The sequence below is a fragment of the Aliivibrio sifiae genome, assembly GCF_002954705.1.
GTDB lineage: Bacteria > Pseudomonadota > Gammaproteobacteria > Enterobacterales > Vibrionaceae > Aliivibrio > Aliivibrio sifiae_A.
The window spans coordinates 488,226-501,343 of sequence record NZ_MSCO01000001.1 but is presented as its reverse complement, the minus strand read 5'-3'; the positions used below and the strand labels follow the sequence as shown (position 1 = coordinate 501,343).

The following is a 13,118-nucleotide window of genomic DNA, read 5'->3' as shown; positions in this document are numbered from 1 at the left end:
ATGATTGAAGTCTCTATCGTTGCCTCTGAATTAAGTCAGTTAAAGCAACAACTAGATCAAACACGCTTATCGCATCGTGATACCACTTTGAAATCACGTCGTGAAATACTACTTTTAAAACGTATTATTTTACGCTTTTGTGCTGCGTGTAAACATCATGATGGTGAGTTAGACAAAGAGATTGTAGAACTTGCTACAAGTATTGAACAGGTCGAAAATACATCTGAATTAACAGTACGAATTGCAACTTTTGAGCGCCTAATTAACCGTTACAAAATGAATGTTCAAAGAGAGCATTCTGTTATGGAAGAACATATTTCCTATTGTGGTGAAACTCTTCAACGCGTTGTCGGTTTGCCTGCTGGTCTAAAAAGAGATCTTCGAACTCTTTTACAATACCCTTCCCAAGATGGCAGTAAGCATATTCAACGTATTGTTCGTTTAGTAGAGCTTTACGAACGAGCCATTAAATTTATCTCTGTCGGTAAAATTTCATCTGAAATAAACACCAATGAAATTATTGATGTTGATACTCAAGAGCAACTAAGTCACGAGTTACAGCATTTAATATCTGAACTAGATTTTGATAATACTTCTGGCAATAAACTACTTGGGATTCGTAATAAATTATTAACGGGGGTTGACGCCGTTTCTCTGATTGATTTAGCACTACAAACACTTCAACTAGTATTAGAAGGTACAAATAACGAACGTAAAGCTTCTCAAGCTTTTGTTGGTGATATGAATACTCAGGTAGCACAGATCATCAAAACCAACGAGCAGAATCAAAACCAAGGACAATCTTATTTAGAACAGCGCTCTTTACTAAATGAAGAATACTCTCTTCTAATTAAACAAGCAGAAAGCGTACTAGAAAGCAAAAGTAGTGAACAAGAATACAAAACAAAAATGGCAATGCTGTTAAATGAGATGAATGACTTATCAGAACGCAATAAAGCAATGCAGTCTCGTGAAGCGGCATTAATTGAGCGTCATGAATACACAACAAAAAAACTAAATAATTTATATGAAGAGACATTGGAGTATCGCCGTCAGCTTAGTGACCAACAACAGCGTATCTTTAAAGACCCTCTAACCAAAGTATATAACCGTGCAGCTATGCATGAACGTTTAGATTTAGAATATAAACGCTGGGTTCGTCATCAACACTCTCTTGTTCTTACTATGATAGATATCGACCAATTCAAACGTATTAATGAAAGGTTTGGACATTTAGCTGGAGATAAAGCATTATCTATTATCGCAAAAACCATTGAAAACAAGGTGTCAGATACCGATTTCGTTGCGCGTTTTAGTGGTGAAGAGTTCTTAATTTTATTTACCGAAACCGAGAAAGAAGAAAGAGATAAAGCACTTAAAGCCATTCAGCTCGCTATTGCAAAACTGCCTTTCAAATTCAAAGATGATCATGTCCAAATAACCGTATCTATTTGCAGTTCAGAATTTACCAATAGTGATATACCTGAAAAAGTAATTAAACGTTCAGTTGATGCCCTTTATAAAGAAAAATCAAAAGGCACTGGACAGTTTATCAATCTGTAATCTCTTACTACTGTGCTATAAATATAAATTCATAAATGGTTATAAACTTCTCAATTTTTTTGTTTTTTCCTCGCTAAATCTCCCATTGCTGTGTAAGTTAAATATCTGAACAATAATAAAAACAGCTAGGGAGGCACTGTATGATCACTCATATTAGTCCCGCAGGTAGCATGGATTTGCTATCACAATTGGAAGTCGACCAACTAAAAAAAACTGCTTCTAGTGACGTCTATAGGATGTATCGAAACTGTACATTAGCCGTCTTAAACTCAGGCAGTCACACCGATAGCTCTAAAGAGCTTCTAGAAAAATACGAATCTTTTGATGTGTCCGTAACACGTCGAGATCGCGGTATTAAACTCGAACTAAGTAACCCACCAGAACATGCTTTTGTTGATGGAACCATTATAAAAGGGATCCAAGAACATCTATTTTCGGTATTACGTGACATGGTGTATGTGAATATGCAAATTGCAGATCACAACCGTCTAAATCTAACAAAAGACACCCACCTAACTAATCTTGTCTTTAGTATTTTACGTAATGCAAAAGCGCTTCATACCGGAATTGAGCCTAACCTTGTTGTATGTTGGGGCGGGCACTCTATTAATCCTATCGAATATCAATACACGCGTGAAGTTGGCCACGAATTAGGGTTAAGAGAATTAAATATTTGTACGGGTTGTGGACCAGGCGCAATGGAAGGACCGATGAAGGGAGCTGCTATTGGCCATGCTAAGCAACGTTATTCTGATAGCCGCTTTGTTGGATTAACAGAACCTTCGATTATCGCAGCTGAGCCACCAAACCCTATCGTAAATGAATTAATTATCATGCCTGACATCGAAAAGCGATTAGAAGCATTTGTTCGTATGGCTCATGGCATTGTCATTTTCCCTGGCGGTCCGGGAACAGCAGAAGAGTTACTGTATATCCTGGGGATCATGATGAACCCAGCCAATCGTCAGCAACCAATGCCGATAGTATTAACTGGGCCAAAAGAGAGTGAAGCTTACTTCCTTTCAATCGACACATTTATCCGAGAAACATTAGGTGAAGAGGCAACTCATTATTATGAAATCGTTGTCGATGATCCAGAAAAAGCAGCAGTGATGATTAATCATGGCATCAAGAAAGTGAAAGAATACCGTAAAGCAACAGATGATTCTTATAGCTTTAACTGGGCGTTAAAAATTGAATCAGAATTCCAGCAGCCATTCGAACCAACACACGAGGCTATGTCTGCACTTGATTTACATTTAGATCAACCAACAGAAAACCTCGCAGCAAGTTTACGCCAAGCATTCTCTGGAATAGTCGCGGGAAATGTAAAAGCAGAAGGCATTGCTGAAATAGAAAAACACGGTGTGTTTAAACTTCATGGAGATCCTAAGTTAATGAAGAAAATGGATCGTCTTTTACAAGATTTTGTCAAACAAGGTCGAATGAAGCTTCCCGGCTCTAAATACGAGCCTTGTTATGAAATCGTCGTAGATTAGGCTGGAATCCCTCCCCTTCAGTAACGTACAATAGAAAGCCTATGCTAAATACATAGGCTTTTTCTTTTTTCTATATAGGAATGAATACGTTATGGCAATTCATCTGGTTATTATTGACGCATTAAACCTTATTCGTCGCGTTCATTCCGCCCAACCTAATCAAGACGATATCCAAGCGGTCATCACTACAACGAGTCGCACAATAAATCGTATTTTAAAAGAAACCGAACCCACTCATATCATTGCCGTCTTCGATCATCACTTACAAGATAGAGGATGGCGAGCAGAAGTATTACCTAAATACAAAGAAGACAGAAAACCAATGCCTGAAGCACTGCAAAAAGGCATGGACAGCATTCAAGATGCATGGTGGAAACTCGGCATTGACTCCTTGTTATCTGATGGTGATGAAGCCGATGATTTAGTGGCCACTTTGGCAAATAAGGTGGCGGCTCATAATGAACAAGTAACCATCATTTCGACAGATAAAGGTTATTGCCAATTACTTTCCCCTACGCTTCGTATACGAGATTATTTTCAACATCGTTGGTTAGATGCTCCGTTTATTGAAAAGGAATTTGGTTTAAAACCAGAGCAATTAGCTGATTATTGGGGACTAGCTGGAATTAGCTCAAGTAAAATTACGGGGATCCCGGGCATTGGACCTAAAGCTGCATTAGAAATTTTAACTCAATTCCCAACGATTGAAGCAGCAAACGAATCTGAAGAGTTACAAAAAAAATATCGTAAGAAGTTTGATGAGCATTATGACACCGCTATTTTGTGCCGTAAGGTTGCAGGACTAAGAACTGATATTAAACTTGGGTTTAATTTGCAAGATATACGATATGAGAAGCCAGAATCAGGGACTAGGGACTAGCATGTTAGCTTCTATGTTCTTAATTTATCTTAAATAAAAACGCCCGCAGATTAAATGACCTGCGGGCGTTTATTTTTATCTCTCAATAATTGGTATTACACCAATATTATTAGTGAGGAGAAATATTAGAAATCGCTTGGATATGAACCGTAATTTCTTCACGGTCATGATACAAGTGCTTAGCTTGAAGCTTGTATTGGAAGTTATTCTTCTTCAAAAACTCTTTTAAGTTTTCAATATCTTGAAGTACTTCATCGTAACGGCCTTTCATTGGTAATTTAAGGTTAAATAGTGCTTCTTTAGCCCAACCTTTAATTAGCCATTCACCCATAAGGTGCGCAACTCGTGCAGGTTTTTCAATCATGTCACACACGATCCACGTTACGTTCTTTCTTGCTGGCTCAAATTTAAAGCCATCAACCATGTGGTGTTTAACTTGGCCTGTATCCATTAAGCTCTGTGCCATCATGCCGTTATCAATTGCATGAACAAACATAGAACGCTTAACTAATTGGTAAGTCCAACCACCAGGGCACGCACCTAAATCCACACCCCACATGCCAGAAGCTAAGCGAGTATCCCACTCATCTCGTGGAATAAATACGTGAAACGCCTCTTCCAACTTAAGCGTTGAACGGCTTGGTGCATCTGATGGGAATTTCAAACGAGGAATACCCATGAAGAATTTTGAGTTATTGTTGGTGTAAGAATAACCAACATAACACTGACCCGGTGCAATAAAACAAATATGCATAACAGGGATTCGATCTGAATCTCTTGGTGTTAGCATCTCTTTACCACGTAATGCAATACGCATTGGTACTGTAAATTTACGGCAGAATTTCAATAATTCTTTTGCTTCATTCGTATCAGGCGTTTCAATACGAATATCACCACAACATGGTAAATTTTCAACATCAACTAATGCATTCAAAATTGGTGAGATACGATCTTCAGAAGGTAAATCACTTAATTCAGTTGCTACCGCAAACATTTGACGAGCAAAAATCAGCTCATTAAATTTAATCTCACGGATCAATTTATCTGCATCGCCTTCCTGGTAGCATTCAAATAGCACATAGCCTGTATTATTTTTTAGGCGAGGAAAACCAAACACTTCAAGTTGAGTGGCTTTATCTTGGATCTCACCTGCACACTCTTTCTCAAAACCAGAGCGACAATAGAACATTACTTGTTTCACTTTGAAACCTCAGTCAAACGATAAGTTGAAACAGCCAGCATTAGCCAACCGATAATAAAACAGAGTCCACCTAATGGAGTAATTGGCCCAAACCATTTTATTCCTGTGAACACTAATGCATATAGACTACCACTGAAAAACAACATCCCAATGGTAAATAGCAAGGCGGCGTATGATACCCCTTTTGAAAATGAATTTCTCAACAAAATTCCACATCCAAATAGAGCAAGGGTATGCCACATTTGGTATTGCACCGCAGTCTCATACACATCAAGTAGATACGGAGATAAAACAGACTTTAGACCGTGGGCACCAAAAGCGCCTAAACCGACAGTTATTGCACCGCTAATACTAGCAATAAGTAAACATAAGCGACTATTCATCATCGGTTATCTCTTGTTCACTGCGCGCTTTACTTAATATCCACTCTCTAAACGTTGCAATACGCCCTGTGTCAGCTTGCTTTTCACTGCATACTAAATAGAACGCGTTCTTACTTATTAATAACTCTTCAAAGGGAGCAACTAATCGACCTGCATCCAACTCTGGTTGAGCAAGAACATTATTTCCTAGTGCAATGCCCTGCCCATGTGCCGCAGCTTGTAATACCATGGTTGAGTGACTAAAGATCGGCCCTTGATTCACATTCATGCCTTGTAAATCAAACTGCTTTACAAACAACTTCCAATCTTTGCGTGACGTATCGTGCAATAACGTATGAAAACGTAAATCATCAATTGTTGCTAAGGGCTTTTCATTTAACAACACTTGCGGTGAACATAATGGCAATAACTGTTCTTGGTATAACAAATCAACTCGTAAACCCGGCCAATTACCTCGGCCATAGTAGATGGCAACATCAACATCTTCAGTTAACGAACCTTCATCCATATCAACCGCTTTAATGCGCACATCAATATCTGGTTCTTGATTATTAAAATCAGACAATCGAGGCACAAGCCATTGAATTGCAAAACTTGGTGGTAAACTGATGGTTAGAGCACCTTTCGCACTTCTTTCCAATACTTTATCTGTTGCTTCTGATAAAGAAGAGAAGATTTCTTTAATATCCAAAAAGTAACTTTGCCCCTCTTCAGTTAGAAGTAAAGAGCGGTTACGACGACGAAATAACTTCAAGCCTAGAAATTCTTCTAATGCTTTGATTTGGTGGCTAACTGCCGCTTGTGTAACAAATAATTCTTCAGCAGCACGAGTAAAGCTTAAGTGTCTAGCTGCCGCTTCAAACACACGCAAAGAATTTAAAGGTGGTAATCTACGAGACATAAGAACTCACATTCTGAACCATTAGTTTTTTTAATGCTAAGTATTATAAATTGTCCATTGCCGAACTACCAGATAAAACCTAATATTGGCTCCGTTGTTTAGAGGAAAGACATATATTCCTCCCTGAGTATCTTTTTCTACCCTCTAGACTCCAATGTTGTGTTTGCATATTGGCTCGACTGTTAGAGCCCCGAGTATTGATTTCAAACTATTTGTTAGCAATACCCAATTATTTACTACATTTTGACCTTTTGGTTAAAAAATATTCTAGCACCGTTTAATACGGTGCTTTTTTTTGCCTGTAATTTTGACTTACAAGCCAGAAATCCGCATCATTGTCGCTGCCCGCTTACCCTATAAAGAAAATCATTATGACTGCATTTACTGTTGACGCTGTTCGCTCTCAATTTCCAGCTTTAACCCAAGACGTTAATGACCAACCTATTGCCTACTTTGATAGCGCAGCAACGACACAAAAACCATTGTCGGTATTAAATGCGCTTCAAGATTACTATCAAAAAAGTAATGCTAATGTGCATCGCGGTAGTCATAGCCTAACCGCCTCAGCAACACTGCAATTTGAGCAAGCTCGTGAAACCGTTCAACACTTTATTAATGCTAAAAGCAGTAAAGAAATTATTTGGACTCGCGGTGCAACCGAAGCAATTAATTTAATAGCTCAAACCTACGCTCGTAGTACATTAAAGGTCGGTGATGAAATCCTAATCAGTGAATTAGAGCATCACGCTAATATTGTGCCTTGGCAAATTGTGGCGGAACAAACGGGAGCTACTGTTGTAAAAATCCCAATGAAAACCGATTGCACATTAGACATGGATGCATTTGAGTCATTGGTAACCAAACGCACTAAAATTGTTGCCGTTGCTCAAGTCACCAACGTAACGGGAACCTTAAATCCAATTGATGACATTATTACAGCGGCACATCTGGTTGGTGCTATTGTGGTTATTGATGGCGCTCAAGGAATTGTTCATCATGATATTGATGTGCAAGCAATGAATGCCGATTTTTATGCCTTCTCTGGTCATAAATTATTTGCTCCTGCTGGCATTGGAGCTCTCTATGGCAAGCAGCATTTATTAGAATCTATGCCAGTGTGGCATGGTGGTGGTAAAATGGTTGAGAAAGTATCGTTTGAAAAAACTACGTTTGCAGAACTACCAGGAAAATTTGAAGCCGGCACACCAAACGTTGCTGGTGCGATTGCTTTTGCTACAGCGATTAACTGGGTTAAGCAATTCGCCCATGATGATCTAAATGCTCATATTAGCGAATTACGCCACATGGCAATCGAAGGAATTAAAGATATTGAAGACTTACGTTTTGTCGGTTTACAAGATAACGCGAGCCTATTTTCTTTTGTTATTGATGGCGTCCACCACCAAGATATAGCGACCCTACTTGATCAGCAAGGCATTGCTGTTCGCTCTGGTAACCATTGTGCTCACCCTATGTTGGATGCATTAGGGTTAACGGGGACTGTACGCGTTTCATTTGCCTTGTATAATACAAAGCAAGATGTTCAACGTTTTATCGACGCGCTAAATAAAGCCGCAGATATGCTATAAGCTCAAATTTAAGGTATTTTATTTATGTCTACATTCCCATCGTCACCTTTTGGTTTTGACATCACTCACACGACAGTTCTTGATTTAATGAGTGAAGCGAAAGGTTGGGAGGATCGTTACCGTAACGTGATTCAATTAGGTAAAAAACTGCCTAAAATGCTAGAAGAACTGCAACAAGATAACGTGACCATTTCAGGCTGTGAAAGCAAAGTGTGGCTACAACATGACGTTGTTGATGGGATTTATTTTTTCTGTGCTGATTCTGATGCAAGAATTGTTCGTGGGCTTATCGCGTTAGTAATGGCCGCTGTTAATAATAAAACCGCACAAGAGATTAGCACGTTTGATATGGATGGGTACTTTGCTCAGTTAGGGCTAATTGAGCATTTAAGCCCATCACGTGGTAATGGACTTAAGGCGATCATTGAAACTATTAACGAAACTATACGCTCCGCTAGCTAGAAACTAGAACGCTTCGCTTCTATAAGAGCAAAAGAGCGGATATGAGCAGTTAAACAATCAACACTGACATACACGCTCTTATAGTCTCTAGTCTCTAGTCTCTAGAAGAATGCTTTTCAATCAACTTCTCTACAATTCTCGACACCGCAACAAATCCAAACGTCGCAGTTACCACCGTAGCAGCCCCAAAACCACTCGCACAATCCATACGTTTAGGGCCTTCCGCAGTTGCTTTAGTTGCACACACAGACCCATCGGCTTGTGGGTATTTCAAATGCTCTGTTGAGTACACACAATCAATACCAAATTTACGCTTTGGATTTTTCGTAAAATTATGGTGACGACGCAGCGTATCACGTAATTTCTTAGCCAGTGGATCTTGAATTGTCTTAGTTAAATCTGTGATTTGAATTTGAGTCGGATCTGTTTGACCACCCGCACCACCAGTCGTGATCACTTTAATCTTATTGCTCTTACAATATGCCAGTAATGCTGCTTTAGGCTTCATACTGTCGATAGCATCAAGCACGTAATCAAAGTCTTTAGAAATATACTCAGAGAGATTTTCAGAGGTAATAAAATCATCGATTAAATTAATCTTACACTCAGGGTTAATTAATTTAATGCGTTCCGCCATGACTTCAATTTTACTTTGGCCAATCGTACCCGTCATCGCATGGATTTGACGGTTAATATTAGTAACACATACGTCATCCATATCGATTAACGTAATTTCACCTAGGCCAGTACGCACGAGCGCCTCTACAGCCCAAGAGCCCACACCACCAATACCAACGACACATACATGAGCTGCACGCATGATTTCTACTTCACTATTACCATACAAACGGCGAGTGCCACCAAAACGTTGGTCATAACTTTCAGAAGCAGGAGTGGTTAATTCGCGCATGGGGTTACCTTACTCAAAAACAAAAAAAGAGCACGATTTATACGCACTCTTTTTTAGAAGATCAAGCTTTAAGAAAATCAGAATTATTTCTGTTCTATTTCTTTTTTGGCATTTCCCATGGATTTTCAGTTTCAGAATCTTTTAAACCAAGTTTCCATACTCGACCAAAATGTTTAAAGTGACCAGCAGCAATACCAGCCTCTGGACCCATGCCGTAGTATTGGTCTAAATGATTTTCTTTTACCGCACCACCAGTATCTAATGCCAATAATACTTTAAGTACATGCTTACCTGTCCACTTACCGTCTTTATCTAATTGAGGCACCTCTGCAAGTATAGGGGTTCCCATAGGCAATAAAGTACGATCAGCTGCAACCGCCGCGCCAGCAAGTAAAGGGATCCCAGCCGTACCTAACACATGGTTAGCGTCTCGTGGTGAAAAGAACACATAAGATGGATTGGTTTCTAACAGTTCACGAACCGTCGCTTCATCATTTTTAGCAACCCACTCTTTAATCGCTTTAAGTGACATATCTTTACGTTCAACTTCGCCACGCTCAATCAGCACCTTACCAATACTTACGTAAGGGTGATTATTTTTACCACCGTAGGCAAAATACTGAAGCTTGTCATCATCACCAAAATGAATAAAGCCACTACCCTGAACTTCCATAATAAACGGATCAATCATATTATCTGAATATCCAAGTTCTAGACCCAAGCCAGATAAAGCACCTGCATTAATTTCTGCTCTTGTAGGGCAATTAGAACCACAGTCTGGTTTATCATAAACTGGGTATTTAAACGTTTCGTTTGGCGTATGGCGCATTTCAATCACTGGTGAAAAGTAGCCAGTGAACATTACATTACCTTGTTTGTCGCCACCACCCATTTGAGCAAATTGAATACCATAAGCTGAAAGCTCTGCTGGATTTGAGCTTTCATCAATCCACTTTTGTAATTGTACATACAGCTCTTCATAACGTAATGACATTGATTCCGAACGATTAACAACTTCTGCGCTTTGTTTTTTGAAGGCACTAAAATCAGAAGGGTTATCTGAGTGAATCTCACTGACTTCATTTAAGTTACTGCTGAATCCGCCATCAAGATATTGCTGAGCACGATCCGTAGGACGATCGGCACAACCAGCTAAAGCCAAAAGAACACACACAAGAGAAAATTTACGAAACACAATAAAGCCTTATTGATAAATAGTGAGGGAAGAATGACAAACAAATAGAGGGAGAGCAATTCCTTACACTAGAATAAATGTAAGAAAAGGAGAATTTTGACAAAACTTGACACAAAGTTACTGCCACCCGCCAAGTAAGTACAATGAAAAATAATTACTTGGAAGGTTTAGTTATTATTTTTTGCTAAAACTAGACTTATAATGCGTTGGTTGAACACGTAGTAATTCCGCCCCATCCTTATCTTCAACCATATAAACATACAGCGTCTCACCATGTTTATAACTTAACTTAGTGCCATCAAATTCGAATTTAGTACTAATTAAGCGACCATGAGTATAAATACCTCCTTCACTAATCGTGAAGCTGTCTTGAGCATAACTAGGAACGCCTAACTCAACCCAATTACCATACAATTGAGATGCTGGCATCTGAGCAAACGCACCCGATTTATACATAGCGGCAATAACAGAAGCAACCAATCCAATAGCAACAAAACTAATTAAAACTAACAATCGAATTTTTCTTCTTTTTAACTCTTTTTCTTGAGCACGACTCATTATGTTGCCTACTAAAAATAACTTATATATAAGGATATCGGCAATTATTAAAAATATTAAGAAAAACTTATGTGACCTTCTACTAAACACTTGTACAACAAGAAATAATTAGTCACTATATATGAATAGATAACCACTCATGGATGAATAATGTGAAGTTTCGTAGTACTGCTTTAGTTAAAGGCTTTCGTCAGTCCGCACCTTATGTAAATGCTCACCGCGATAAAACGGTGGTTATTATGCTAGGAGGAGAAGCGATTGCTGACCCAAACTTTGCCAATATTGTTAATGATATTGCTCTCTTAAATTCCCTTGGATTACGAATTGTCATTGTTTACGGCACTCGACCTCAAATGCGTGCTCAACTTGAATCAACATCACATGAGGCGCCTTTTCATAAAGGGATCAGAGTTACAGATGAACAAACCTTAGAGCTTGTTAAACAAATTGCAGGGCAATTACAACTCGATATTACCGCTCGCCTCTCGATGAGCTTAAACAATACCCCCATGGCTGGCGCTCAGATTAATGTCATCAGTGGCAACTTTATTATTGCTCAACCTCTTGGTGTCGATGACGGTGTTGATTACTGTCATAGTGGCCGTGTTAGAAGAATTGATACTAATGGTATTAATCGAATGCTCGACCAACAATCCATCGTTTTACTCGGTCCTGTTGCAAGCTCAGTAACTGGCGAGTGCTTTAACCTTTTATCTGAAGATGTTGCCACACAATTAGCGATTCGACTAAACGCAGATAAACTCATTGGCTTTTGTTCTGAACAAGGCGTACTTAATAACAATGGTCAAATATTAGCAGAACTTTTTCCTAGTGAAGCCGAAGAGATCCTTCAACGACTAGAAAAAGACGTATCACCTAACGATGGTAACTCCACCGGAACCATTCGATTCTTGAAAGGATCGATTACTGCGTGCAAAGCTGGTGTACCACGAAGTCATTTAATTAGCTACAAAGAAGATGGCGCATTAATTCAAGAGCTATTTTCTTTTGATGGCATTGGAACTCAAGTGGTTATGGCAAGCTCAGAACAAGTACGAGATGCTGAAATTGATGATATCGGTGGCATCATGGATTTGATCCACCCATTAGAAGAGGAAGGGATTTTAGTTCGTCGTTCTCGTGAACAATTAGAACAAGAAATAGCTCAATTTACGATTATCGAAAAAGATGGTTTAGTCATCGCTTGTGCTGCTCTTTATCCATTCCCTGAAGACAAAATGGCTGAGATGGGTTGTGTTGCTGTTCATCCTGATTACCGAGATGGTGACCGTGGCGTTACCTTACTTAACCGCTTACGAGTTAAAGCCAAACAATTTAAACTGTCACAACTATTTGTTCTTACGACTCGCAGCCTTCATTGGTTTAGAGAGCAAGGTTTCGTCGAGGTCGATGTTTTACATCTACCAATGAAAAAACAGAAATTATACAACTATCAGCGGAAATCGAAGATCTTAGTATTAAAAGAACTATAAATAAAAAAGGCCGCATTGGTGCTATCCAATGCGGCCTTCTAAAATATATTCGCTTCTCTTTAGTGAGCAGCAGTGTTCGAAAACAGATTAACGACTAATACACCAGATAGAATAAGACCTATTCCCGCTACAGCAGGTAAATCTAGTTTTTGCCCATAAGCAAAATATCCAATACCTGCAACCAAGACAATTCCAGCCCCGCTCCATATCGCATAAACAATTCCTACTGGCATACTTTTAACTGTTATTGAAAGTAAAAAGAATGCAATAGCATAACCCACACCAACGATAAGGCTTGGTGTTAATTTCGTGAATTGTTCTGTTTTGGGAATGTAAGAGGTCGCTATTACTTCGGAAATAATAGCAATAATAAGCGCCATTGCTGGTGGCATTGAAACAAGTAGTTTAAACATATAACGGAACAGCCATATTAATACCAACTATATCAATCATCTAATTAATGATATTGGTAGAAAAAAAGATC

The 13,118-nt window shown here is 39.0% G+C and carries 13 protein-coding genes; 6 read left to right on the top strand and 7 right to left on the bottom strand.

The features are described from left to right. From BTO22_RS02285 to xni, 3 genes are all read left to right on the top strand, one after another. The gene (locus tag BTO22_RS02285) at positions 1-1,563 is read left to right on the top strand and encodes a GGDEF domain-containing protein (protein ID WP_105054112.1); all 1,563 of its coding nucleotides are present in this window, start codon (positions 1-3) and stop codon (positions 1,561-1,563) included. A gap of 140 nt (positions 1,564-1,703) precedes the next feature. Beyond that, the gene (gene ppnN, locus BTO22_RS02280) at positions 1,704-3,062 is read left to right on the top strand and encodes a nucleotide 5'-monophosphate nucleosidase PpnN (protein WP_105054111.1); all 1,359 of its coding nucleotides are present in this window, start codon (positions 1,704-1,706) and stop codon (positions 3,060-3,062) included. Positions 3,063-3,153: 91 nt separating this feature from the next. After that, entirely contained in the window at positions 3,154-3,942 is a 789-nt protein-coding gene (gene xni / locus BTO22_RS02275) for a flap endonuclease Xni (protein WP_105054110.1), read from the top strand. A gap of 109 nt (positions 3,943-4,051) precedes the next feature. Here xni and rlmM read toward each other — a convergent pair whose 3' ends face one another. The 3 genes from rlmM to BTO22_RS02260 are packed head-to-tail and all read right to left on the bottom strand — an operon-like array spanning position 4,052 to position 6,427. After that, positions 4,052-5,143, bottom strand: coding sequence for a 23S rRNA (cytidine(2498)-2'-O)-methyltransferase RlmM (gene rlmM, locus BTO22_RS02270; RefSeq protein WP_105054109.1), 1,092 nt, complete (start codon positions 5,141-5,143; stop codon positions 4,052-4,054). Next, positions 5,140-5,526, bottom strand: a complete 387-nt coding sequence (locus tag BTO22_RS02265; protein WP_105055542.1) for a DUF423 domain-containing protein — start codon at positions 5,524-5,526, stop codon at positions 5,140-5,142. The genes rlmM and BTO22_RS02265 overlap by 4 nt, the downstream gene beginning before the upstream one ends. Further along, positions 5,519-6,427, bottom strand: coding sequence for a transcriptional regulator GcvA (locus BTO22_RS02260; protein WP_105054108.1), 909 nt, complete (start codon positions 6,425-6,427; stop codon positions 5,519-5,521). Before BTO22_RS02260 ends, BTO22_RS02265 begins: the two co-directional genes overlap by 8 nt. Positions 6,428-6,798: 371 nt before the next feature. Between BTO22_RS02260 and BTO22_RS02255 the strand changes: the two genes are divergently transcribed. Together BTO22_RS02255 and csdE are read left to right on the top strand one after the other, a co-directional pair. After that, positions 6,799-8,016 carry an aminotransferase class V-fold PLP-dependent enzyme gene (locus tag BTO22_RS02255; RefSeq protein ID WP_181044538.1) on the top strand — a complete coding sequence of 406 codons (1,218 nt, stop codon included), beginning with the start codon at positions 6,799-6,801 and terminating at the stop codon, positions 8,014-8,016. A gap of 24 nt (positions 8,017-8,040) precedes the next feature. Further along, positions 8,041-8,478 carry a cysteine desulfurase sulfur acceptor subunit CsdE gene (gene csdE, locus BTO22_RS02250; protein WP_105054107.1) on the top strand — a complete coding sequence of 146 codons (438 nt, stop codon included), beginning with the start codon at positions 8,041-8,043 and terminating at the stop codon, positions 8,476-8,478. A gap of 94 nt (positions 8,479-8,572) precedes the next feature. Here the strand turns inward: csdE and tcdA are convergent, their stop codons facing one another. From tcdA to BTO22_RS02235, 3 genes are all read right to left on the bottom strand, one after another. Continuing rightward, on the bottom strand, positions 8,573-9,388 hold the full coding sequence (gene tcdA / locus BTO22_RS02245) for a tRNA cyclic N6-threonylcarbamoyladenosine(37) synthase TcdA (protein WP_105054106.1): 816 nt from the start codon (positions 9,386-9,388) through the stop codon (positions 8,573-8,575). A 94-nt stretch (positions 9,389-9,482) separates the two neighbouring features. Beyond that, positions 9,483-10,583 (bottom strand): murein transglycosylase A, encoded by a 1,101-nt coding sequence (gene mltA / locus BTO22_RS02240; protein ID WP_060993686.1) that lies wholly within the window; start codon positions 10,581-10,583, stop codon positions 9,483-9,485. Between the two features lie 174 nt (positions 10,584-10,757). Beyond that, the gene (locus BTO22_RS02235; protein WP_060993687.1) at positions 10,758-11,141 is read right to left on the bottom strand and encodes a DUF2850 domain-containing protein; all 384 of its coding nucleotides are present in this window, start codon (positions 11,139-11,141) and stop codon (positions 10,758-10,760) included. 152 nt (positions 11,142-11,293) lie between these two features. Here BTO22_RS02235 and argA point away from each other — a divergent pair, with 152 nt between their 5' ends. Next, entirely contained in the window at positions 11,294-12,634 is a 1,341-nt protein-coding gene (gene argA, locus BTO22_RS02230; protein ID WP_105054105.1) for an amino-acid N-acetyltransferase, read from the top strand. 59 nt (positions 12,635-12,693) lie between these two features. On the opposite strand, the gene BTO22_RS02225 is transcribed toward argA, so the two are convergent. Then, positions 12,694-13,026, bottom strand: coding sequence for a DMT family transporter (locus BTO22_RS02225; RefSeq protein WP_172794780.1), 333 nt, complete (start codon positions 13,024-13,026; stop codon positions 12,694-12,696). Positions 13,027-13,118 lie beyond the last annotated feature (92 nt).